This window comes from Actinomadura chokoriensis (genome assembly GCF_041463665.1).
Lineage (GTDB): Bacteria > Actinomycetota > Actinomycetes > Streptosporangiales > Streptosporangiaceae > Spirillospora > Spirillospora chokoriensis_A.
In genome coordinates this window covers 95883-117522 of sequence record NZ_JAXCEJ010000006.1, presented here as the reverse complement: position 1 = coordinate 117522, position 21640 = coordinate 95883, and the positions used below count along the sequence as shown (strand labels likewise).

At 73.9% G+C, this 21640-nt stretch carries 23 protein-coding genes; 13 read left to right on the top strand and 10 right to left on the bottom strand.

The genetic code is table 11. The features are described 5' to 3' along the window. The first annotated feature begins 158 nt into the window (after nt 1-158). Both kdd and SM418_RS12745 read left to right on the top strand, forming a co-directional pair. Nucleotides 159-1175 (top strand): L-erythro-3,5-diaminohexanoate dehydrogenase, encoded by a 1017-nt coding sequence (gene kdd / locus SM418_RS12750; RefSeq protein WP_371942094.1) that lies wholly within the window; start codon nt 159-161, stop codon nt 1173-1175. A gap of 54 nt (nt 1176-1229) precedes the next feature. Then, entirely contained in the window at nt 1230-2561 is a 1332-nt protein-coding gene (locus SM418_RS12745; RefSeq protein ID WP_371942093.1) for a DUF2252 domain-containing protein, read from the top strand. A gap of 28 nt (nt 2562-2589) precedes the next feature. On the opposite strand, the gene SM418_RS12740 is transcribed toward SM418_RS12745, so the two are convergent. Next, the gene (locus SM418_RS12740; protein ID WP_371942092.1) at nt 2590-4185 is read right to left on the bottom strand and encodes a SpoIIE family protein phosphatase; all 1596 of its coding nucleotides are present in this window, start codon (nt 4183-4185) and stop codon (nt 2590-2592) included. Between the two features lie 97 nt (nt 4186-4282). On the opposite strand from SM418_RS12740, the gene SM418_RS12735 reads away from it, so the two are divergent. After that, on the top strand, nt 4283-5083 hold the full coding sequence (locus tag SM418_RS12735) for an SAM-dependent methyltransferase (protein WP_371942091.1): 801 nt from the start codon (nt 4283-4285) through the stop codon (nt 5081-5083). 6 nt (nt 5084-5089) lie between these two features. Here the strand turns inward: SM418_RS12735 and SM418_RS12730 are convergent, their stop codons facing one another. Further along, the gene (locus SM418_RS12730) at nt 5090-5650 is read right to left on the bottom strand and encodes a hypothetical protein (protein ID WP_371942090.1); all 561 of its coding nucleotides are present in this window, start codon (nt 5648-5650) and stop codon (nt 5090-5092) included. 2 nt (nt 5651-5652) lie between these two features. Beyond that, the gene (locus SM418_RS12725) at nt 5653-6417 is read right to left on the bottom strand and encodes a bestrophin-like domain (RefSeq protein WP_371942089.1); all 765 of its coding nucleotides are present in this window, start codon (nt 6415-6417) and stop codon (nt 5653-5655) included. Between the two features lie 277 nt (nt 6418-6694). Here SM418_RS12725 and kamD point away from each other — a divergent pair, with 277 nt between their 5' ends. The 6 genes from kamD to SM418_RS12695 all read left to right on the top strand — a co-directional run bounded on the left by kamD (nt 6695) and on the right by SM418_RS12695 (nt 13249). Beyond that, nucleotides 6695-8314, top strand: a complete 1620-nt coding sequence (gene kamD / locus SM418_RS12720) for a lysine 5,6-aminomutase subunit alpha (RefSeq protein ID WP_371942088.1) — start codon at nt 6695-6697, stop codon at nt 8312-8314. Further along, a complete protein-coding gene (gene kamE / locus SM418_RS12715) occupies nt 8311-9141 on the top strand; it encodes a lysine 5,6-aminomutase subunit beta (protein WP_371942087.1) in 831 nt (276 codons plus the stop codon). The genes kamD and kamE overlap by 4 nt, the downstream gene beginning before the upstream one ends. Further along, on the top strand, nt 9134-9529 hold the full coding sequence (kal, locus tag SM418_RS12710) for a 3-aminobutyryl-CoA ammonia lyase (RefSeq protein ID WP_371942086.1): 396 nt from the start codon (nt 9134-9136) through the stop codon (nt 9527-9529). The genes kamE and kal overlap by 8 nt, the downstream gene beginning before the upstream one ends. Before the next feature lie 601 nt (nt 9530-10130). Next, a complete protein-coding gene (lnt, locus tag SM418_RS12705; protein WP_371942085.1) occupies nt 10131-11828 on the top strand; it encodes an apolipoprotein N-acyltransferase in 1698 nt (565 codons plus the stop codon). 5 nt (nt 11829-11833) lie between these two features. After that, complete coding sequence (locus tag SM418_RS12700; protein ID WP_371942084.1) at nt 11834-12580, top strand: polyprenol monophosphomannose synthase; 747 nt, start codon at nt 11834-11836, stop codon at nt 12578-12580. A 120-nt stretch (nt 12581-12700) separates the two neighbouring features. Further along, nucleotides 12701-13249 (top strand): FxsA family protein, encoded by a 549-nt coding sequence (locus tag SM418_RS12695; protein WP_371942083.1) that lies wholly within the window; start codon nt 12701-12703, stop codon nt 13247-13249. Nucleotides 13250-13252: 3 nt separating this feature from the next. On the opposite strand, the gene SM418_RS12690 is transcribed toward SM418_RS12695, so the two are convergent. The 3 genes from SM418_RS12690 to SM418_RS12680 are packed head-to-tail and all read right to left on the bottom strand — an operon-like array spanning nt 13253 to nt 16469. Beyond that, entirely contained in the window at nt 13253-14092 is an 840-nt protein-coding gene (locus tag SM418_RS12690) for an ABC transporter permease (RefSeq protein WP_371942082.1), read from the bottom strand. After that, nucleotides 14089-15543, bottom strand: a complete 1455-nt coding sequence (locus SM418_RS12685) for a DUF1349 domain-containing protein (protein WP_371942081.1) — start codon at nt 15541-15543, stop codon at nt 14089-14091. The genes SM418_RS12690 and SM418_RS12685 overlap by 4 nt, the downstream gene beginning before the upstream one ends. Next, complete coding sequence (locus SM418_RS12680) at nt 15540-16469, bottom strand: ABC transporter ATP-binding protein (RefSeq protein ID WP_371942080.1); 930 nt, start codon at nt 16467-16469, stop codon at nt 15540-15542. The genes SM418_RS12685 and SM418_RS12680 overlap by 4 nt, the downstream gene beginning before the upstream one ends. A gap of 134 nt (nt 16470-16603) precedes the next feature. Between SM418_RS12680 and SM418_RS12675 the strand changes: the two genes are divergently transcribed. Both SM418_RS12675 and SM418_RS12670 read left to right on the top strand, forming a co-directional pair. Further along, a complete protein-coding gene (locus SM418_RS12675; RefSeq protein WP_371942079.1) occupies nt 16604-17596 on the top strand; it encodes a sensor histidine kinase in 993 nt (330 codons plus the stop codon). Between the two features lie 26 nt (nt 17597-17622). Next, the gene (locus tag SM418_RS12670; RefSeq protein ID WP_371942262.1) at nt 17623-18285 is read left to right on the top strand and encodes a response regulator; all 663 of its coding nucleotides are present in this window, start codon (nt 17623-17625) and stop codon (nt 18283-18285) included. Nucleotides 18286-18352: 67 nt separating this feature from the next. Here the strand turns inward: SM418_RS12670 and SM418_RS12665 are convergent, their stop codons facing one another. From SM418_RS12665 to SM418_RS12655, 3 genes are all read right to left on the bottom strand, one after another. Then, nucleotides 18353-18697: an RNA polymerase-binding protein RbpA gene (locus SM418_RS12665; RefSeq protein WP_371942261.1), complete on the bottom strand. Its 345-nt coding sequence runs from the start codon at nt 18695-18697 to the stop codon at nt 18353-18355. Between the two features lie 140 nt (nt 18698-18837). Further along, nucleotides 18838-19443, bottom strand: coding sequence for an ATP-dependent Clp protease proteolytic subunit (locus SM418_RS12660; RefSeq protein WP_371942078.1), 606 nt, complete (start codon nt 19441-19443; stop codon nt 18838-18840). After that, the gene (locus SM418_RS12655) at nt 19440-20003 is read right to left on the bottom strand and encodes a ClpP family protease (RefSeq protein ID WP_371942260.1); all 564 of its coding nucleotides are present in this window, start codon (nt 20001-20003) and stop codon (nt 19440-19442) included. Before SM418_RS12655 ends, SM418_RS12660 begins: the two co-directional genes overlap by 4 nt. Nucleotides 20004-20174: 171 nt before the next feature. Between SM418_RS12655 and SM418_RS12650 the strand changes: the two genes are divergently transcribed. Next, nucleotides 20175-20459, top strand: a complete 285-nt coding sequence (locus tag SM418_RS12650; protein ID WP_371942077.1) for a type II toxin-antitoxin system Phd/YefM family antitoxin — start codon at nt 20175-20177, stop codon at nt 20457-20459. A gap of 30 nt (nt 20460-20489) precedes the next feature. Here the strand turns inward: SM418_RS12650 and SM418_RS12645 are convergent, their stop codons facing one another. Further along, the gene (locus SM418_RS12645; RefSeq protein WP_371942076.1) at nt 20490-21305 is read right to left on the bottom strand and encodes a glycerophosphodiester phosphodiesterase family protein; all 816 of its coding nucleotides are present in this window, start codon (nt 21303-21305) and stop codon (nt 20490-20492) included. 113 nt (nt 21306-21418) lie between these two features. Here SM418_RS12645 and SM418_RS12640 point away from each other — a divergent pair, with 113 nt between their 5' ends. Next, nucleotides 21419-21640 carry an EF-hand domain-containing protein gene (locus tag SM418_RS12640; RefSeq protein ID WP_371942075.1) on the top strand — a complete coding sequence of 74 codons (222 nt, stop codon included), beginning with the start codon at nt 21419-21421 and terminating at the stop codon, nt 21638-21640.

The window sequence follows — 21640 nt, the reverse complement described above, 5'->3', positions numbered from 1 at the left end:
AAAGTCTTGTATAGGCCCGACGTTACGGGAAGACTTTCGATGAAACCAGTGATGCCCTGTACATCTTGCGCTACACCAGCGGATTTCGGGAGAAAGGCAGGACGGCGATGACCGACGGCGGGACGGGTCCGGGCGCGGGTCCGAACACAGGGACGGCGGTGGGGCTGCACCGGGTCCTGGAGCCCGCGGGCGTCCTGCCGCAGGCCGCGCTGCGGCTGGACGCCGACCCGGCGATCCGGCCCGACGAGGTCCGCATCGGCGTCGAGCGCCTCAACCTGGACGCCGCGTCCTACCGGCAGCTGCACACCGCGCACGGCGGCGACCCGGACGCGATCCGCGCCGAGGTGCTGCGGATCATCGGGGAGCGCGGCAAGATGCACAACCCCGTCACCGGGTCCGGCGGCATGCTCGTCGGCGTCGTGGAGGAGGCGGGGCCGGTCTCGCCGCTCGGCCTGAAGCCCGGCGACCGCGTCGCCACGCTCGTCTCCCTCACCCTCACCCCGCTCGCCGTGACCGACGGCCTCGCCGGCTGGGACGGGCTGTCGGAGCAGGTGCCCGCGCGGGGCCACGCGATCCTGTTCGCCCGCTCCATCGCCGCCGTCCTGCCCGCCGACCTGCCGGTGCCGCTGGCCCTCGCCGTCATGGACGTGTGCGGCGCCCCCGCCCTGACCGCGCGGGTGGTCGGATCCAGGGACGCCCCGTCCGTGGCCGTGCTGGGCGCCGCCGGCAAGAGCGGCTGCCTGGCGCTCGCCGCCGCGCGCCGCGCCGGCGCGTCCCGCGTGGTCGGGCTCGTCCCCACCGCCGAGGAGGAGGACCGCCTCACCGCGTCCGGGCTCGCCGACGCCGTCGTCCGCGCCGACGCCCGCGACCCCGTCGCCGTCGCCGCCGCGATCGGCGAGCCGGTGGACGTCACCGTCGTGTGCGTGGACGTGCCCGGCTGCGAGCACGGCGCGATCCTCGCCACCGCGCCCGGCGGCACCGTCGTGTTCTTCTCGATGGCGACCTCGTTCCCGGCCGCCGCGCTCGGCGCCGAGGGCCTCGCCGCCGACGTCACGATGCTCATCGGCAACGGCTACGTACCCGGGCACGCCGAGACCGCCCTCGACCTCGTGCGGTCGGAACCGGCCGTGCGCGCGCTGTTCACCTCCCGGACGGGTCCGGATTCGGCACAATGACCGGGAACGCCCCGGGGCAGCGGCGGGGCTCACCCGATCATTGAGGGAGAGAGAATGGCGAGCATCACCGAGGAGCTGCGCGGCCGGGACCCGAAGGAACGCCGGGCGCAGATCGTCGCCGTCCTGGTCGACGCGTTCTCGGACCTGATGGAGCGCAGCCCCGCCGAGTTCCGCCGCCGCTTCCGCAAGATGGCCTCCGACCCGTTCGCGTTCTACCGGGGCAGCGCCTGCCTGTTCTACGCCGACATCGCCCACGACGACGACCCGTGGGCCGACGAGCGCACGTCCCGCGTGTGGATCCAGGGCGACCTGCACGCGCAGAACTTCGGCACCTACATGAACGACGACGGGGTCTTCGTCTTCGACGTCAACGACTACGACGAGGCCTACGTCGGCCACTTCACCTGGGACGTCAAGCGGCTCGTCGCGAGCCTGGCGCTGCTGGCCTGGCAGAAGGCGATCTCCGACGCCGACATCCGGCGGCTCATCGAGGCCTACGTCCGCGCCTACGTCGACCAGGTCCGCGGCTTCGCCGCGCACGAGGGCGACGAGAGGTTCGCGCTGACCCTCGACAACACCGACGGCTACGTCCGCGACGTGCTCGTCGCCGCGATGGGCGGCACCCGGATCAGGCTGCTGGAGGGCATGACGGTCGTGGACGGGCCCGACCGCCGGTTCCGCGACCGCGCCGGCGTCCGCCGCCTGGACGACGCGGAACGCGCCGAGGTCGAGGCCGCCTACCAGGAGTACCTGACGACCATCCCGACCGAGAAGCGGTTCGGCAGCCTCACCTACCAGGTGAAGGACATCGTGGGCGCGTCCGGGTTCGGCATCGGCTCGGCCGGGCTGTCGGCCTACAACATCCTGGTGGAGGGCAACACGCAGGCGCTGGAGAACGACGTCATCCTGTCGATGAAGCAGGGCAACGTCGCCGCGCCCAGCCGCGTCGTCCACGACGAGCGCATCCGCGACTACTTCCAGCACCACGGTCACCGCACCGCCGTGTCCCGCCGGGCGCTGCAGGCCAACAGCGACCCGTGGCTCGGGCACACCCAGATCGACGGGGTCGGCTACGTCGTCCAGGAACTGTCCCCCTACGAGGAGGACCTGGACTGGGGCGGCCTCACCGAACCCGAGGACATGCTGTCGGTCCTGGACGACCTCGGCCGCGCCACCGCGAAGGTGCACTGCGTGTCCGACACCGACTCCGACCACAGCCTGGTGGGCTTCCAGGTCGAGGACGCCATCCACGCCGTGATCGGGGCGGACGAGTCCCCGTTCGTCGAGGCGATGGTCGCGTTCGGCACCCAGTACGCCGAGATCGTCCGCCAGGACCACGCCTACTTCGTGGACGCGTTCCGCAACCACGAGATTCCCGGTCTGTAGCTCCAGGTCAGGGCCCGGCCAGCCCAGGTCAGGGCGCCGGGCGGATCAGGAGGAGGGCGATGTCGTCGTGGCCCTGCTGGTCGGACAGCAGGGCCAGGACGCCGTCGGCGGTCGCCTCCAGCGAGCCGGCCGCCTGCGAGGCGACCAGGGCGGACGCCAGCCGGTTGATGCCCTCGTCCACGCTGCGCATCCGGCTCTCGACGAGCCCGTCGGTGTAGAAGGCGAGGGTGGCGCCCGCCGGGATCGCCGCCGCCGCCTGCTCGTACGCGGGCGGGTGCGCCGGGTCGGACACCCCGAGCGGCAGCCCGTGCGGTAGCGCGAAGCGCCGCGCCGTCCCGTCGGGGAGGGCCAGCAGCGGCGGCGGGTGCCCGGCGCACGCCACCTCGCAGTGCAGCGTCGCCGGGTCGCAGACCATGCACAGGCACGTCGCGAACTGGGCGGCGTCCAGGTCCTGGGCGATCGAGTCGAGCCGCTCCAGCACCTCGGCGGGCGGCAACTCGCAGCTGGCCAGGGTGTGCGCGGCGACCCGCAGCTGCCCCATCGCCGCGGCGGCGGTGACGCCGTGCCCGACCGAGTCGCCGATCACCACCGCGACCATGTCGCCGGGCAGCGGCACCACGTCGTACCAGTCGCCGCCGACGCCGCTGGCCGCCGGCAGGTAGCGGTGCGCGATCTCCAGACCCGGCGGGGCGGTGACCCCGGCGGGCACCAGCCCGGCCTTCAGCGCGGTCGCGGTGCGGTGCTCGCGGCGGTACAGGCAGGCGTTGTCGACGCACGTCGCGGCGCGCCCGGCGAGCTCGGCGGCCAGCGCCGTGTCGGCGGCGGCGAACGGCAGCCTGCCGCGCTTGCGGCTGAACACCGCGAAACCGAGCGCCCGGCCCCGCGTCACCAGCGGCACCGCCAGCAGCGACACGTGGTCGAGGAGCCCGTCGATGACGCGGCCGGTCTGCTGCGCCATCGTGTCCTGGATGGCGTCGCCGCCGAACTCGATCATGCCTCCGGTGGTGAGGCAGCGGGCGTACGGGGTGGACGGCGGGTAGACGATGACCTCGTTGACGGGGAACTCGTGGGACCACTCGCGCGGGTCGTCCTCGGCGAACGCCACCGCGAGGCGCCGCACGACCGCCGAGCCGTCGGCCTCCGCGGCGGGCTGGTCGTCGTCGGCGAGGAGCCGCTCGAGGACGTAGATGGCGCCCGCGTCGGCGAACCGGGGGACGGTGACGGAGACGACCTCCCGGGCCGTCCTGTGCAGGTCGAGGGTGGAGCCGATGCGGCGGCCCGCCTCGTTCAGCAGCTCCAGGCCGCCGGCCCACGGCGGCGACACGGTCAGCGCGACGACGGTGGCGCCGCCGTCGCAGGCGATGGGGGCGCAGGTGACGGACACGCCGACGCCCGCGAGCGGCAGCACGCCGGACCAGGAGCGGCCGGACCCTGCCACTTTCAGCGCGGCCGCGAGGGGCTCGGCCGCGACGGGGCGGCCGAGCAGCGCCGGAAGCATCGCGCCGACCGCCTCGTCGGCCGCGCGGCTGAACAGGCGCGCGGCGCCGCCGCTCCATCCGGTGACCCTGCCGTCGGGGGCGAGCAGGACGGTCACCGGCTCCGTCCCTGCGGGCTGTTCGGACATCTGTCCTCGCTGTCCCGTTTTCGGGGACGTCCGAGCGACCCGCGTTACGCTGAGCCCGCCCCGCGACGGCACCCCTCGGTCGAAAGGGAGACGATGCATGGACTCCGAGTGGATCCCACCCGAGGTCGACAGTCAGAGGCCCAGCGTCGCACGGGTGTACGACTTTCTGCTCGGCGGAGCCCACAATTTCGCGTCCGATCGTGACCTTGCGACCGGGCTGCTGCGCGTCGAGCCGCAGGCCCGGGAGCTGGCGCGGGCGAACCGGGCCTTCCTGCGCCGCGCGGTGCGCACGGTGGCGGCGGCCGGCGTCGCGCAGTTCGTCGACATCGGGTCGGGCATCCCGACGCAGGGCAACGTGCACGAGGTCGCGCAGAGCGTCAACCCGGACGCGCGGGTGGTGTACGTCGACAACGACGACGTGGCCGTCGCGCACAGCCGCAGCATCCTGGCAGGCGACGACCGGACCGCGATCCTGCAGGCCGACATGCGCCGCCCGGACGGCATCCTCGCCGACCCGGAGCTGAAGCGGCTGATCGACCTGTCCGAGCCGGTCGCGTTCCTGCTGGTGGCGGCGCTGCATCTGGTCAAGCCGGCCGAGGACCCGGCCGGGATCGTCGCGACGCTGCGCGACGCCGCGGCCCCCGGCGGCCACCTGGTGGTCTCCCACCTCACCCACGAGGCGCAGCCGGGCAAGACCGCCGCGATCGGCAAGCTCTACGACCGGGCGACCTCTCCGGCGGTCTCCCGGTCGCACGCGGAGATCCTGCGGTTCTTCGACGGCTGGGACCTGCTCGACCCCGGCCTGGTGTACGTGCCGCTGTGGCGTCCCGACGAGGGCGACACGGTGGAGGACCCCGAGCGGTTCCTGGTGTTCGGCGGCGTGGGCCGCCTTCCCTGACCCGCGTCAGCGGGCGAACGCGATGGCGGTGCCCGCGCTGATCACCACCGCGATCACCACGAGCACCAGCGGGGCGTTCAGCGGGTTGCGGCGCCGCTGCGGCATGTCGACCGCGGCGGGGGCCGTGTGCTCCCGGGGCGGCTCCGCCTCCGGCGCGGTGGGCCGTGGAGGTGCGGGCCGTGGACGTGCGGGTCGCGGTCGCGTACGCGGGGCCGGTGGGGGAGTGGGCCGCACCGCCGCCGGGCGCGGGTGCGGCTCTGGCGGCGGTGGTGCGGGGGCCGGGGTGCCGGGCGCCGCGGGTTCCGGTTTCGGCGCGGGAGGCGGTTCGTCCGGGGGCTCGGCGGGTTCGGGCGGCTGGGGTTCTGGTGTGTCCGGCGGGGGCGGCGCGCAGGCGGAGCCGCCCGGATCGGCGCCGAGGCCGATCTGCACGTCGATGCAGATGCTGACATCGGGCACGGGCAGCGGCAGCGGGGGCGGGGCGGCGGCCGCGGTCGCCGGCAGGGCGAGCGCGCCGGCGACCGCGGCGGGCAGTAAGGGCAGCACGGCGGGCAGAGCGTACGGGCGCATGGTCAGCCACCCCCGGCGACGCGCTGCAGTTCGGCCTGCAGGCCGATGAACGCGTCGGGGCGGACCGCCAGGGCGCCGGTGAACACGTGCGACATGTCGACGGTCAGGTAGGTGCCGGCCGCCAGTAGCGCCGCCATCAGCGACAGCGGCACCAGGGTCGCGCCGCGCGGCCGGGCCCCCGACAGGAACGGCAGCAGGACCACCGCGAGGCCGGTCAGGACGGTGACGGCGAGCAGCCCCGGGGGCGGGGTGGTGCGGGCGTCCATGGCCCGTTGGCCGCGGGCGGCGGAGATCTCGGTGAGGTGGCCGAGCACGGAGGTGCGGGCGTCCTTCAGCTCGTCGGTGTCGGCCTTGACGGCGATGACGTCGCGGCGCAGGCCGTCGAGCTGCCGCTGGCCGCGGGGGCTGAGCCGGCCGTGCTCCATGAGCTTCCATTCGGGGCCGCGGACGAGGGCGACGTACGTGCTCAGCCCGGCCTGGACGTGCTGGGCGTGGGGCGCCGGCAGCCGGCTCGCGGACCAGTACGCCTCGGAGATCGCCTGGCTCTCGGCGTAGGTGTTGGAGCGCGCGGCGTCGTTGGTCGTCCAGGGCACGACGATGGCGATGGCGAACGCCAGCAGGAACAGCGCCGACAGCATCGCCCCGGTGTGCCCGGCGGTCGGGCCGTCGGGGTCGGGGTCGTCGACGCCGCGCCATCGCCGGACGAGCCGGCTCGCCACGAGAACCACGCCGACGGCGCAGGCCGCGGCCGCACAGTAAACGATCATGCTCCTCCAGTCCGACCGTTCGTCACGTCAGGTGATTGTAATTTCACAGACCGTTGCTACCGGCGGGTTTCGCGTTGACCGTCACCTGGAGGTGACGTGACCGCCCGGCCAGGGAAGGAGGTCAATGCGAGGAGGATAGGGAACGGGGAGGGGAGTCCTTCTGGCACTTCTTGTGAAATACGGTGTTCATGCCGGAAGATCTCCTGTAGAGAACCCGGCAAGGCGGATGATTGTTCGGACCGGCCTGAGAGGGGCGGCTGCGTGAGGGGAGACGGCAATGGCGCCGCAGGGAAAGCTGGACCTCGATCCGGAGGCCGTGCGCACCGCCCGGCGGCTCGCCGCCCGGGCCGCCGAGCCCATCATCGACATGGCGCGCTCCCACACCACCGTCTCGGTTGAGCGGGCCCTGCTGCGGCTGGCCGGTCTCACCGGCGCCGACGACGAGGGACGCCCCTGGGCCAACCACCTCGCCGACGCCGTCCGCGACCAGGTCGGCCTGGAGCACGGCCTCGCCATGCCGGTCTGGGACGCGCTGCTGACCGGCGGGCACGAATCCCTCGGCGACCTCGCCCGGGCGGTCGCCAGGGGAGGAGTGCCGTTCCGGCTCCCGTCCGGGACCGAGGCCGACCACGCCCGCAAGGCCGCCGGCGAGGCGGCCCGCACCGGCATGGCCCGCATCGACCGGCGCCGCGCCGAACGCGACCGGCTGCTCGCCGGACTGCCCACGCCCGACACCGCCGACCCGCCCCGTCCGCTGGTCTACCTGATCGTGGCGACCGGCGACATCTACGAGGACATCCCGCAGGCCCAGGCGGCCGCCCGAGAGGGCGCCGACGTCGTCGCCGTGATCCGCTCCACCGGGCAGTCGCTGCTCGACTTCGTCCCCGAGGGCGCCACCCGCGAGGGCTACGCCGGCACCTACGCCACCCGCGAGAACTTCCGGCTGATGCGCGCGGCCCTGGACGAGGTGTCACGGGAGCTGGGCCGCTACGTGCGGCTGACGAACTACGCGTCCGGCCTGTGCATGCCGGAGATCGCGACGCTCGCGGGGCTGGAGCGCCTGGACATGATGCTCAACGACTGCATGTACGGGATCATCTTTCGCGACATCAACCCGCGCCGGACGTTCATCGACCAGCGGTTCTCCCGGCAGATCCACGCCCGCGCCGGCATCGTCATCAACACCGGCGAGGACAACTACCTCACCACGGCCGACGCGGTCGACGCCGCGCACACCGTGATCGTCAGCCAGCTGCTCAACGAGCGGTTCGGGCACGAGGCCGGTCTCGCCGACGCCCAGCTCGGCCTCGGCCACGCCTTCGAGATCAACCCGGCGATCCCCGAGTCGTTCCGGCTGGAGCTCGCGCACGCCCAGCTCGTCCGGGAGCTGTTCCCCGGCGCGCCGCTGAAGTACATGCCGCCGACCAAGCACATGACCGGCAACATCTTCGCCGGCTACCTGCTGGACGCCTTCTTCAACCTCGCCGGCGTCATGACCGGGCAGTCGATCATCCTGATCGGGATGATGACCGAGGGGATCCACACCCCGTGGCTGTCCGACCGCGACCTCGCGCTGGAGAACGTCCGCTACGTCCGCGACGCCTGCGGGAACCTCGCCGAGGACTTCATGCCCCGCCCGGACGGCATGCTCGTCCAGCGGGCCAAGCAGGTGCTGTCGGAGTCGGTCGAGCTGCTGGAGCGCATCGCCGACGACGGGTTGCTGAACGCGATCGCCGAGGGCACCTTCGGCGTCACCCGCCGCCCGCCGGACGGCGGCAAGGGCCTGGACGGCGTCGTCCCCCGCGCGGACGGATACTTCAACCCCGCCATCGAGATCCTCGACACCGAAAACCCGCACGCCGCCCGCACCGGCGCCGAGCAGGAGGTGCCCGCATGACGGTCGAGAGCCCCGGAACCGGGACCCAGGCGCCCGCCGAGCCCGCGGACACCCGGCAGGTCATCCGCCCCTACGGCGACACGACCGGCGACGGCATGGTGCAGATGTCGTTCACTCTGCCCGTCCCCGCCGGGAAGCGCGCCGACGCCGCCGCCCTGCAGCTCGCCGGGAAGATGGGCCTGGACCCCGCCAGCGTCGTGCACGCCAAGCCGATGGGCCCCGACTTCACCTTCTTCATCGTGTACGGGAAGGTGCGGCACCTGATCGACTACGCGTCCATCCCCGTCCCGGAGGAGCGCGCCTACCCGCTGCTGACCTCGCAGGAGGTGAACCTCGCGATCCGCGGCGCGCTGAACCGGCGGCTCGTCGTCGTCGGCGCGTGCATCGGCACCGACGCGCACACCGTCGGCATCGACGCGATCCTCAACGTCAAGGGGTTCGCGGGGGAGAAGGGCCTGGAGTACTACCGGGAGATCCAGGTCGTGAACATGGGCGCCCAGGTCACCGTGCCCGAACTGGTGGAGCGCGCCAAGACCGAGAACGCCGACGCCGTCCTGGTCTCCCAGGTCGTCACCCAGCGCAACGCCCACCTGCACAACACCAAGCAGATGGCCGCCGCGTTCCACGCCGAGTACCCGACCGCCGTCTCCGGGGGCATGGGACGTCCGCTGCTCGTCGTCGGCGGCCCCCGGTTCGACACCGTCACTGAGGACGACCTCGGCGTCGACCGCATCTTCGGCAAGGGCACGACACCCGCCGAGGTCGCCAGCTACCTCGTCCACGCCCTGCTGCCCGCCCAGACCGACGGAGAGACAGACGATGAGTGACCCGCGCGAGGGGACGACCGTCACCCACCGCCGCTACATCCCCTACTCCCACGCCCACTACGCCGGTGACCTGGTGGACGGCGCGTACGTCCTCGGCCTGTTCGGGGACGCGGCGACGGAGCTGTGCATCCGCACCGACGGGGACGAGGGCCTGTTCGCCTCCTACACCGACGTCCAGTTCCGCGCCCCCGTCAAGGCCGGCGACGTGCTGGAGACCAGCGCCGTTCTGACCCGTGCGGGAACCCGCAGCCGCGCGATGGAGTTCGAGGCCCGGGTGGTGTGCCGGGGCCGCCCGGACAAGGGGGAGTCGGCCGCCGAGGTGCTGCCGGAGCCGATCGTCGCGGTCACCGCGACCGGCACGGTGGTGGTCGCCGCGCCGGGAGGCTGACCCCCGGAGGCCGGCCCGGGCCCGCCACGCCGTGATCACCGATCTTCGCAGCGGATTTCGCGGACGGCTGATCATGGCTCTGAGCTGGGACGACGTGGAGTCGCCGCAGGGCATGCGGCGGTTGACATGAGCCCGGAAGCCGGTAGTTTTGCTGCAGTCCAGCACGGGACTCACCGATCGGCCGCCCGAGGCGCCGCCGGGCATCGCACCACGACGGGGACGGGGATCACGCGAGTGGTCGGCATCGTGCCCGCCTCAGCCAGTGCGGTGATCCGGGAGCGGGCCCGGGCGGAGCCGCCCGATCGCGCGGGGGGTTGGACCCGGGAAGGGCCCGGACATCCGGTAGAAAACGGAGCCTCGTTCTCACCGCCTGTGGGACGACTCCGGCCCGACGGATGTCGCGGGCCCTCTTCCGTGTCCGGCTCCCGGCCTCCACTCCCTCGGGCGCCTCCTGAACGGGCCTCACGAACCGGCCTCACGAACCGGCCTCACGAACCGGCCTCACGAACGGGCCTGCGGCGCGCGCCTCCGGGCCGTGGTCGCCGTGGACGTCCGCGCCCGGTAGCGTTCCGGGGAGGGAACGAGCGAACGAGGTGGGGACGTGGCCCAGGAGACCCTCCGGGACCGGTCGCCGGCCGGGGAATCCGGCGCGGGCCGGAGCGGCGCCCCCGGCGAGGCGCCGCGCGGCAGGTCGGGCGGCCGGCTGGGCGGGCTCCGCCGCGGCGGCCGCGCGGGCTGGCCCCGCATCCTGCTGGCCCTGGCCGCCGGCCTGCTCATGTGGCCGGCGTTCCCGCCGATCGACCTCACCCCGCTCGCCCCCCTCGGCATCGCGCTGCTCACCCTCGCCCTGCGCGGCCGGACGGCCCGCACCGGCGCGTGGCTCGCCTTCGTCGCCGGCGCCGCGTTCTTCCTCCCCGTCCTTGAGGGCATCTCCCGGGTCGGCCCGGACGGCTGGATCATCCTGAGCCTCGTCCAGGCCGCCTACTTCCTGCCGCTGGGCGCCGGGATCGCGGTCGTCGCCCGGCTGCCCGGCTGGCCGGTCTGGACGGCCGCGCTGTGGGTCTGCGAGGAGCTGATCCGCGGCCGCGTCCCCTTCGGCGGGTTCCCGTGGGCGCGGCTGGCCTTCAGCCAGACCGCCACGCCGCTGACCCCTTACGCGTCCTTCGGCGGCGCGCCCCTGGTGACGTTCCTGACGGCCCTGATCGGCGGGCTGGTCGCCTACGCCGCCGTGGCCGCGTACCGCGTCCGCCGCACCCGCGCGTCCCGGCCAGACGAGGACGGTGAGGGCAAGGAGGGCGATGAGGGCGCCGAGCCGCGCCCCGCGTGGCGCGGCCTGGTGCCGATCGCGGCGTGCCTCGCGCTCGTCGCCGCCGTCGTGGGCGGGGGGACGCTGATCCCCACGCCCGCGTCCGGGCGCCCCGTCACCGTCGCGGTGGTCCAGGGCAACGTGCCGCGCCTCGGCCTGGACTTCCTCGGCCAGCGCAAGGCCGTCCTGGACAACCACGTCAAGGCCACCCGCGAACTCGCCGCGAAGGTCCGCGCGGGCGAGCTGCCCCGGCCCGAGCTGGTCGTGTGGCCGGAGAACGCCAGCGACCTCGACCCCTACACCGAGCCCGACGCCTACGCCGCCATCGACGGCGCGGTGAAGGACGTCGGCGTCCCCGTCCTCGTCGGCGCCCTCACCGACACGCCCGACGGCGAGAAGGTGGAGAACCGCGGCATCGTCTGGGACCCGGTGAGCGGGCCCGGCGACTACTACGTCAAGCGGCATCCCGTGCCGTTCGGGGAGTACCTGCCGTTCCGCGACCTCCTCACCAAGCTGATCACCCGGTTCGAGCGGATCCCGCGCGACTTCGCCAAGGGCGACCGCTCGGGCGTGATGGAGCTCGGGCCGGTGACCATCGGCGACGTGATCTGCTTCGAGGTGGCCTACGACAAGGAGGTCCGCGACGTGGCGCGCGGGAACCTGCTGGTCGTGCAGACCAACAACGCCACCTGGGGCCGCACCGGCCTGCCGCCGCAGCAGATCGCCATGTCGCGGCTGCGCGCGGTCGAACATGGCCGTACGATCTTGGTGTCCGCGACCAGCGGGATCAGCGCGATCGTCGCCCCGGACGGCCGGATGCTCGACGAGTCGCGCGAGTTCGTCCCCGACGTCCAGGTCCAGGCCGTGCCCGCGCGCACCGCGCGGACGCTGTCGGACCGGCTCGGCGCCGCGCCCGAGTGGGCGCTCGCCGCGCTCGGGCTCGGCGCGGTCCTCGCGGCGGCATGGACAGCCAGGAAGAACGAGGGGAATTGACACCGATGGAGATCCCAGCCGACCTCGGCCGGGTGCTCGTGATCATCCCGACCTACAACGAGCGGGACAACATCGAGCGCATCACCGGCCGAGTGCGCGAGGCCGTCCCGTCGGCGGACGTCCTGGTGGTCGACGACGCCAGCCCCGACGGAACCGGCGAGGTCGCCGACGAGATGGCGGGGAAGGACGAGCAGATCAGGGTCCTGCACCGGCAGGGCAAGGACGGGCTCGGCCCGGCCTACATCGCCGGGTTCCAGTGGGCCGCCGAGCAGGGCTACGACGTCATGGTGGAGATGGACGCCGACGGCTCCCACCAGCCGGAGGAGCTGCCGCGGCTGCTGGCCGCGCTGGAGGACGCCGACCTCGTCATCGGCGCCCGCTGGGTGCCCGGCGGCGAGGTGCGCAACTGGCCGAAGCGGCGCGAGGCGCTGTCGCGCGGCGCCAACACCTACGCCCGGCTGATGCTCGGCATCCCGCTGCACGACGCCACCGCCGGCTACCGGGCGTTCCGCGCCGCCACCCTCGCCAAGATCGGGCTGGAGGAGGTCGACTCGCGCGGCTACTGCTTCCAGATCGATCTGGCCCTGCGGGCGCTGCGGCAGGGGCTCCGCGTGGTGGAGGTGCCGATCACGTTCGTCGAGCGCGAGCACGGCACCAGCAAGATGAGCCGGGACGTGATGGCCGAGGCGGCGCTGCGCATCACCCAGTGGGGGATGTCCGACCGCGTCGGCAAGCTCCGCCCGCCCCGCTGAGACGGCCCGCCCGTGAGGCCGGCCGCCCCGCCGAGACGGCCGGGCCCGCGGGGAAACGTTCGGGCCCGCCCCGGCGTTGTACAGGGGGAGAGGCTTTCGACGAATTCGAAGAACGGGGCCATGCTGCCGCTGCTGATCCTTCTGGGAATCCTCCTGCTGCCCGCGCTGGAGATCTTCGTCATCATCCAGGTGGGCGGGGCGATCGGCGCCTGGCCCACGGTCGGGCTGCTGGTCGCCGAGACCGTGCTCGGCGCGTGGCTCGTCCGGCGGGAGGGCCGCCGTGCCTGGGCCGCGCTGCACGACACGGTCCGCACCGGCGCCCTGCACGACCGCGAACTCGGCGACGCCGCATTGGTCATGGCCGGCGGCATGCTGCTGCTTTTCCCGGGCTTCGTCACCGACTTCTTCGGGCTGCTGCTCGTGCTGCCGTTCACCCGCCCCCTCGTCCGGCGGGGCCTGTCGTCGTTCGCCGGGCGGCGGCTGCGGGCGGCCGAGGAGCGGGCCGCCACCGTGTACCCGCCGCCCGGCCCCGGATTCGATCCCTTCGGCCGGAGCCCCGGCCGCGTCGAGACCCCGCCGGGACCGGTGGTCCGCGGCGAGGTCATCCACGAGGACGTCGTCGATCAGGACGTCGTCAAGGAGGACGACGACACGTCGTCGCGCGCCTGACGCTCAGGCGTCCCGCACGGCGAGCACGACGCCGCCCGCCAGCAGCGCGGCCGCCGCATAGCCGGCGAGCACGCCGAGGCCCTCCCACGGCCCGATCGGCAGCTCCTCCATGCCTCGCGTCGCCTGCACCGCCAGGCCCGCCGTCATCGGCGCAACCTTGTCCAGCCGGTCCTGCCACGTCGCGCTGCCGGCCAGCCGGGTGATGGCCGGGAAGATCCACAGCAGCGCCAGCACCGCGGTGATCGCCGCCGCGGGCTCGCGCAGCGCCGTCCCCGCGCCGAGGGACAGCAGCGCGACCAGCACCAGGTACAGGACCGTTCCGGCCGCGGCGCGCGCGGTGGCGCCGTCCAGTGGGGAGAGCGGCGGGTAGCCGTTCGCGGCCGTGAACCCGTTCCCGGGCAGCAGGCCCCGCCCCGCCGCCAGCGCCGCCAGCACGCCGAGCGTCCCGGCGGCGGCCACCGCGCCCGCGACGGCTGCGGCCTTGGCGGCCAGGACCGTGGCCCTGCGCGGGACGGCCGCCAGCGTCGCCGCTATCGTCCCGGTGGCGTACTCGCCGCCGACCGCCAGGACGCCGAGCACGACCGCGGCGACTTGACCGACCTGGACGCCCGACAGCGCGAGTTTGGGGGTGTCCTCCATGCAGCCCGCCGGGCTCGTGCAGTGCGAGGTGTCGACGGATGCGGTCACGGCGGCGCCCACCGCGGCGGTCAACGCCGCCATGGCCAGCAGAACGCACCATGTGCTCGGCAGCGTCCGCAGCTTCGTCCACTCCGCGTGCAGGGCGTTCACGCATGCCGCCCGCGAAGGGACGGCCACCGGCGTCGCCCGGTTCGCCGTGCTCACGCGTCCCGCCTCCGGAAGAGCCAGGCGGCCAGGCCGAGCGCCACCGCCGTGTACGCGCACAGCACCCCGAACCCGGCCCACGGGCCGATCGCCCGGTCGAACCGGGTGACCGTCTGCTGGACCGCGAACCCGGCGGCCGGGGTGAGGCGCTCCAGCCACCGCGCCGCCGACAGCGGCAGCCCCGTCGCGACGACCTGGGGGACGAGCAGCAGCAGCAGCACGATCGTGATCGCGGGCGCGCTGCGCCGCACGATCACCGCGACGGCCAGCGAGAACACCGCGACGACGCCGAGCAGCGCCGCCGTGCCGAGGACGGCCCGCAGCACCGCCGCGTCCGACACCGGCGGCGCCGGCATGCCGTGCGAGCGCAGGACCGGCCCCGCGAGCAGCACCGCGCCGAACGCCGCGGCCAGCCCGGCGGCGAGGGCCGCCAGGCCCGCCACGACCGCCTTGGCGGCCAGCACCCGGCCCCGTCGCGGGCTCGCCGCGAACGTCGTGCGCAGCATGCCGCGCCGGTACTCGGCCGTCGTGAACAGCACCGCGAGCGCGACGATCGCCGCCTGCCCGATCAGGACGCCGGTCAGCGTCGTCTTCGTGACGTCGTCGGCGAACAGGTCGGGGCCGACGTCACCCGTGCCCTTCAGCGTGAACGTTCCGCCGGACCGCGTGTGCCCGTCCGGCTCGGGGTCGGCCGCGGGCCCGCCCGGCGCTGCCCGGTCCTGCCAGGACGCGCCCGCCGGCGCCGGTGACACCGACACGTGGTCGAACGTCGCGCGGGTGCTGACGGGACGCCCGGAGACGCTCTCGCCGCCGAACTGCCGCCCCACCTCGACCTTGTCAGGGGCAGCCGCGAACATCCCGCCCAGCGCGTCCCGTGGCAGCCCCTCCAGGCGGACGGACCCGACGCGGTGCCAGGTCCGCCCGTCCGGCGAGTCGTAGCCGGTCACGGCCGTGCCGGAGCGGGCGAGCTTCAGCCAGCGCGGCAGGGTCGCCGTCCCGCCGCCCTGGCCGCCGCTCTCGTAGCCGGTCTGCAGCCGGACGCCGTGCCCCGGCGTCGCCACCAGCGCCGCGTAGGGGGCGCCCCTCTGCGCGCTGCCCCGGATCATGAGGCCGGCCTTCGCCCACCGGCCGCCCCCGTCCTGCGCCGTGACACGGGCGACGACCGTCCCGTCCCCGGCGAGGGGCAGGTAGGTGAAGTGGCCCAAGTCGAGGATCCCTGTGAGGCGCCGGGGCGCGGGGTCGCCGCCCGAGGCGGTCGACTGGCTCCCCGCCGCCGACAGCAGCGCCACCAGCACCGTCAGCGCGACCGACGCCAGCAGGGTCAGCATCCACCGGGGGACGGTGCGGAGCTTGGTCCACTCGGCGAGCACCAGCCGCCCGAACCCGTCCCGCGCCTCCGCCTCGACACTGCTCCGGTAGCCCGTGCCCGCGGCCGGGGTCGCGGCGGTCACTGGGCCTCCTGCCCGGTCACGGCCTGGAACTCCACGGCGTCCCTGGTCAGCTCCATGTACGCCTCCTCCAGCGACGCCCGGTGCGCGGCGATCCCGCTGAACGTCACCCCCTCGCCGGTGAGCAGCGCGATGATCCGCTCGGACGGCAGGCCCGCCACCGTCACCGCGTCCGGACCGGTCGCCGTCACGGTGGCGCCCGCGCGGGCCAGCACCGTCATGGCCTCCTGCCGCTGCGCGGTGCGCAGCTCGACCCGCCCGTCGGACGCGGCGTCGAGGAGGTCCCCGACGCTGGTGTCGGCGATCAGCCGGCCCCGCCCGATCACCACCAGATGGTCGGCGCCGCCCTCCAGCTCGCTCATCAGATGGCTGGACACGAGCACCGCCCGCCCTTCGGCGGCCAGCGACCGCAGCAGGCCCCGGATCCAGGTGATGCCCTCGGGGTCGAGGCCGTTGACCGGCTCGTCGAACATCAGCACCGGCGGATCCCCGAGCAGCGCCGCGGCGATCCCGAGCCGCTGCCGCATGCCGAGCGAGAACCCGCCCGCCCGCCGCCGCGCCGCGCCGCCCAGCCCGGTCAGCTCGATGACCTCGTCCACCCGGCGGGCCGGCAGCCCGTTGGCGTGGGCGAGCCAGCGCAGATGGTCGCGGGCCCGGCGCGCTGGATGCACCGCCGCCGCATCCAGCATCGCGCCGAGGCGGCACAGCGGCGTCCGCAGGGACCGGTAGGGCTGACCCCCGACCAGCGCCGTCCCGGCGTCGGGCCGGTCCAGGCCCATGATCATCCGCATGGTGGTGGACTTGCCGGCGCCGTTCGGGCCGACGAACCCGGTGACCTGCCCGGGACCGGCCGTGAACGACAGGTCGTCCACGGCGAGGGCCGCGCCGTACCGCTTGCGCAGGCCCCGCACTTCGATGGTTGCCTCCATGCCCAGGGAGGCTACGGACCGCGACGGCGCCGCGTCGTCCCGCCGTGGTGGCGTCCTGGCGGGCGGGGGACGGGGGACGGGGGTCCCTCGCGGGAGGGACGCCGCCGGGTCCCGGCCACGCCACAATGGCGTGCGTGGGGGAGATCGAGGAGCGGTCATGGTGGCCGGTGGCGGGCGCGGGCCTAGCGGCGGCCGGCGCCGTCGAGGCCGTCTATCGCGCGCACGGCTCCGGCGTGCCACTGTCCCTGGCCATCGTGGTGGACGTGTGCGCGACGCTGCCGCTCGTCCTGGCCCGTGACCGGATCACCGGCGCCGCAGTGACGATCACGGCCGCGGCCGGGGCGGCGTGCGCCCTGCACCGGGGCGCGGCCGTCGCGGCGCTCGCCGCGCTCGTGACGGTCTGGACGGCACTGGTGCGGCGGCGGGTCCTGCGGCGGCGCGCGCGGACCGCCGCGCGCGCCGCGTCCCGCCGCGCGTTCGAGAGCACCCTCCTGGAGCACACGGCGCGCGGTGAGCGGGCCCGCATCGCCCGCGAGCTGCACGACGTCGTCGCCCACCACATCTCGATGATCTCCGTGCAGGCGGAGACGGCGCGCCTGGCCGTCCCCGGCATGCCCGACGAGGGCGCCGCGCGGCTGCTGGCGATCGGCGACACCGCCCGGACCGCGCTCACCGAGATGCGGCGGCTGCTGGGCGTGCTGCGCGAGGACGCAGGAGCGGAACCGACCCGCCGCCCCCAGCCGGGCCTGCAGCAGCTCCTCGACCTCGTCGACGAGACCCGCGAGTCGGGCGCCGCCGGGGTCCGCCTGATAGTCCGGGGGGACGTCGCCGCCCTCGACCCCGGCCTCGAACTGGCCGCCTACCGGATCGCCCAGGAGGCCCTGACCAACGCTCGCAGGCACGCGCCCGGCGCCGCCGTCGACGTGGAGATCGACTACGCGCCGGACGCGCTGCGGGTGATCGTCCGCGACAGCGGCCCGGGCCCCGGCGGATCGGCGGCCCCCGCCGGGCACGGGCTGCTCGGCATGCGCGAACGGGCCGCCGCCGTCGGCGGCGACCTGCGCACCGGCCCCGGCCCGCTCGGCGGGTTCCTGGTCGAGGCGACGCTCCCGCTGGAGGCGCCGTGACCGTCCGCGCCGTGACCGTCCGCGCCGTGACCGTCCGCGTCGTGGTCGCCGACGACCAGGAGGTCGTCCGGGCCGGGTTCGGGGCGCTGCTCGGCACCCAGCCGGACCTCGCCGTCGTGGCGACCGCGTCCGACGGCGCGGAGACGGTCCGGGCGTGCCGCGACCACCGGCCCGACGTCGTGCTGATGGACGTGCGGATGCCCGTCATGGACGGCATCGAGGCCACCCGCCGCGTCACCGCCGAACCGGACCCGCCGCGGGTCCTCATGCTGACCACGTTCGACCTCGACGAGCACGTCTACGACGCCCTGGTCGCGGGCGCCAGCGGCTTCCTGCTGAAGGACGTCACGGCCGAGCGGCTGTTCGACGCCGTGCGGGTCGTCGCCGCCGGGGAGGCGCTGCTCGCCCCCGCCGTCACCCGCCGCCTCATCGGCGAGTTCGCCCGGCTGCGGCCCCGCCCGCCCGCGCCGGACGTCCTGGACGTCCTCACGCCCCGCGAGACCGACGTGCTCCGCCTGATCGCCGGGGGCCTGTCCAACGCCGAGATCGCCGCCCGCCTCGTCGTGGGGGAGGAGACGGTGAAGACCCACGTCAGCCGCGTCCTGCGCAAGCTCGGGCTCCGCGACCGCGTCCAGGCCGTCGTCACCGCCTACGAGAGCGGCCTCGTCCGGCCGCGCGCCGGCGGGTGAGCCCGGACACGGGACGGGCCCGCACCGTCGCCGGTGCGGACCCGTCCCGAAAGAATCCCTCAGTCGCTCATGCGGACTTCCTGCGCCCCGCCCGCAGGATCTCCAGGCGCTCGGCGAGGACCTCCTCCAGGTCCTCGACGGTTCTGCGCTCCATGAGCATGTCCCAGTGGGTCCGCGGCGGCTTGCCCTTCTTGGCTTGGGGGAGCTCCCCGTCCACCCGCAGGGCCGCGGCGCCGCAGTTGCGGCATTCCCAGGTCATCGGCACCTCGGCCTCGGCTGCGAGCGTCACGGTGAACCGGTGGCCCTTGGTACAGGTGTAGTCCACCTCTTGCCGAGGAGCCAGATCGGTGTTGCGATCGTTCTCGTAGCTCGTCGCTCCGAGTCGGGTGCCGCGAAGTGCGCGCTCGGCCATCGTCACGTGCCTCCCAGACGACTTGCGGTCTTGCCCTGACCAACGCTGAATACCGTGACAAGATTCCCGCGCCCGGGGTGATCCAACCCTGCTGTTTCCGGCCGCACCGGCCCGCGGGCGCGGAACCTCCGGCTTCCGGGCTAGTTACGGGACGTGACCACCTCGTCGACCAGTCCGTACTCCTTGGCCTCGGCGGCGGTGAAGTAGCGGTCGCGGTCCAGGTCGCGCCGCACCGTCGCGGCGTCCCGTCCGGTCGCCTCCGCCAGGATCGCCTCGGTCTGCGCCCGCAGCCGCAGCACCTCCCGCGCCTGGATGTCCAGGTCGGTGGCGTGGCCGCGGGCCACCTCGATCTCCGGCTCGTGCAGCAGGATCCGCGCGCCGCGCAGCGCCTGCCGCCGCCCCGGCGAGCCCGCGGCCAGCAGGACCGCCGCCGCCGACCCGGCCTGCCCGACGCACGTCGTCTCGATCTCGGGCCGGACGTAGCGCATCGTGTCGCAGATCGCCAGCATCGCCGTCAGCGACCCGCCCGGGGAGTTGATGTAGAGCGCGATGGGCCGGTCGGGGTCCATCCCCTCCAGCGCCAGCATCTGCGCCGTGACGTCGTTGGCGCTGGTGTCGTCGACCGGCGCCCCGAGGAAGACGATGCGGTCCTCGAAGAGCCTGTTGTAGGGGTTGGTGTCCTTGCGGCCGTAGCTCGTCTGCTCCTCGTACTCGGGGACGAGGTACCGCCGTTCCGCACGTGTCATGTGCCCACCCGGTCGGTGCTGTCGATGACGTGGTCGACGAACCCGTAGTCGCGGGCCTCCTCGGCGGTGAACCACGCGTCCCGGTCTCCGTCGGCCTCGATCTGCTCGAGCGGCTGCCCGGTGTGGAACGCCGTCCGCTCCGCCAGGGTCCGCTTCAGGTAGAGCGACTGCTCCGCCTGGATCTTGATGTCGGACGCGGTGCCGCCGATCCCGCCGTGCGGCTGGTGCATCATCACGCGCGCGTGCCGGAGCGCGTACCGCTTGCCCCGCGTCCCGGCGCACAGCAGCGTCTGTCCCATGGACGCCGCCATGCCCATCGCGACCGTGGATATGTCGTTCGGGACGAACTGCATCATGTCGTAGATCGACATTCCCGCGTCGACGACTCCGCCGGGCGAGTTGACGTAGATGGTGATGTCGCGCCGCGCGTCCTGCGCCGCGAGCAGCAGGAGCTGGGCGTTGACCCGGTTGGCGAGCTGATCGTCGATCTCGCTCCCGAGGAACACGATCCGCTGCGCGAGCAGCCGTTCGAACAGCTGCGCGTCCGCGAGCTGGGGCATCTCCGCCACCTTGGCCCGGGACCTCCCCACGAACGTCTCGATCCGGTCGTGCCGTTCCTCGGCCGCGTGGCTGCGCATGGATCCTCCTGGCTCGGTTCTGTACAGACTGTACATTCTAAGGAGAACGTCGGGGGAGATCCGTCGGACAACGTTCGCTATAGGATGAACAGCGTGGAAATCGCGGTGACGCAGGCCCGGAAGATCTTCGCGGAGCTTCTCAACCGGGTCGTCTACGGCGGCGAGGAGGTCGTCCTCACGCGCCACGGCAAGACCGTGGCCGCGATCGTCTCGGCCGAGGACCTGGAGCTCCTGCGCCAGGTAAGGTCACGGCTCGACCTGACTCGCGCCGAGCTCCCCACCGCGGACGAGGGACCGCGCGGCATGCCGGAGGAGTCTCCCCTCCGGATCGCGGCTCAGTACCACGCGCCCGGCAGGCGCCCGGGCTTCGGACGCTAGCCCGACCGGGAGCCGCGGCGTGGGCGCGCGTCAGGACGCGGTGGCCGGGCGGTCGTTCTCGTGCCAGAGGTCGCGGGCGGTCATGATGCGGCGGAGGGGCAGGAGTTCGTCGGTCATGATGCCGTCTATGCCGAGGTCCAGGAGGCGTTCCATGGCGGCGGGGTCGTTGACCGTCCAGGCGTGGACCTGCAGGCCGAGGCGGTGGGCGTGCTCGATGAAGGCCTCGGTGACGAACGGGACGGGGCCGAGGCCGTAGGGGACCTGGGCGCAGGCGACGCCGGTGGCGGCCAGCCGGACGAGCTTGGCGGCGGGGCCGCCGTAGGACCTGGCGCGCAGCGCCATCAGGCCGCGCGGGCCGAGCGCCGTGCACACGTCGCGGTCGGTGAACAGGGGGAGGCGGGCGCGCATCTGGGCCAGGCGGCGGGTGGAGAACGAGGTGATGCACACCCGGTTCCATGCGTTGGTGCGGTGCAGCGTCGCGGCGAGCGGGCCGATGACGTGGGCGTCCTTCAGGTCGATGTTGACGCGCGCGTCCGGGAAGGAGCCGAGGACGTCCTCAAGGCGGGGGATGGGCTCGGTGCCGGCGATGCGGGCCTTGGAGACTTCGGTGTAGGGGAGCCGGGCGACGGTGCCGGTGCGGTCGGTGACGCGGTCGAGGGTGCGGTCGTGGAAGGCGACCACGACGCCGTCGGCGGTGGCGTGGGCGTCGGTCTCCAGGTAGCGGTAGCCGAGGTCGGTGGCCCGCTGGAACGCGGCCATCGAGTTCTCGGGCCGCCCGCCCGCGCCGCCGCGGTGGGCGAAGGGGATCGGCCCGGGATGGTCGAGGAACTCGTACGAGCGGCGCACCCGTCCGATTATGGCGGACCCCGCGATCAGGCTTGACCTTACTTCGTAAAGGGCATTGGCCGGAGACGCGGTGCTACCGTCGCCCCGCAATCGATCAGCGAAGGAGCATCCGCATGGCGGACGTGAACGAGTACAGGGCGACGTTCGAGCTCGTGGACGTCGACGGTGACGGCTACATCTCCACGGAAGAGCTGAAGAACCTGATGACCAGGCTCGGCCAGGACATCACCGACACCCGCGCGGTGGAGGTGGTCGTCGCCGCCGACGCCAACAGGGACGGCAAGATCTCCCTGGAGGAGTTCACTGCGCTGATGGAGCAGACGGCCCGGCCCTGA

Bases quoted from the DNA above. Each gene is read 5' to 3' on its own strand.
- SM418_RS12745 (WP_371942093.1), top strand. From the start codon at position 1,230: ATGGCGAGCATCACCGAGGAGCTGCGCGGCCGGGACCCGAAGGAACGC.
- SM418_RS12740 (WP_371942092.1), bottom strand. From the start codon at position 4,185: ATGTCCGAACAGCCCGCAGGGACGGAGCCGGTGACCGTCCTGCTCGCC.
- SM418_RS12735 (WP_371942091.1), top strand. From the start codon at position 4,283: ATGGACTCCGAGTGGATCCCACCCGAGGTCGACAGTCAGAGGCCCAGC.
- SM418_RS12730 (WP_371942090.1), bottom strand. From the start codon at position 5,650: ATGCGCCCGTACGCTCTGCCCGCCGTGCTGCCCTTACTGCCCGCCGCG.
- SM418_RS12725 (WP_371942089.1), bottom strand. From the start codon at position 6,417: ATGATCGTTTACTGTGCGGCCGCGGCCTGCGCCGTCGGCGTGGTTCTC.
- kamD (WP_371942088.1), top strand. From the start codon at position 6,695: ATGGCGCCGCAGGGAAAGCTGGACCTCGATCCGGAGGCCGTGCGCACC.
- kamE (WP_371942087.1), top strand. From the start codon at position 8,311: ATGACGGTCGAGAGCCCCGGAACCGGGACCCAGGCGCCCGCCGAGCCC.
- kal (WP_371942086.1), top strand. From the start codon at position 9,134: ATGAGTGACCCGCGCGAGGGGACGACCGTCACCCACCGCCGCTACATC.
- SM418_RS12700 (WP_371942084.1), top strand. From the start codon at position 11,834: ATGGAGATCCCAGCCGACCTCGGCCGGGTGCTCGTGATCATCCCGACC.
- SM418_RS12695 (WP_371942083.1), top strand. From the start codon at position 12,701: ATGCTGCCGCTGCTGATCCTTCTGGGAATCCTCCTGCTGCCCGCGCTG.
- SM418_RS12680 (WP_371942080.1), bottom strand. From the start codon at position 16,469: ATGGAGGCAACCATCGAAGTGCGGGGCCTGCGCAAGCGGTACGGCGCG.
- SM418_RS12665 (WP_371942261.1), bottom strand. From the start codon at position 18,697: ATGGCCGAGCGCGCACTTCGCGGCACCCGACTCGGAGCGACGAGCTAC.
- SM418_RS12660 (WP_371942078.1), bottom strand. From the start codon at position 19,443: ATGACACGTGCGGAACGGCGGTACCTCGTCCCCGAGTACGAGGAGCAG.
- SM418_RS12655 (WP_371942260.1), bottom strand. From the start codon at position 20,003: ATGCCCCAGCTCGCGGACGCGCAGCTGTTCGAACGGCTGCTCGCGCAG.
- SM418_RS12640 (WP_371942075.1), top strand. From the start codon at position 21,419: ATGGCGGACGTGAACGAGTACAGGGCGACGTTCGAGCTCGTGGACGTC.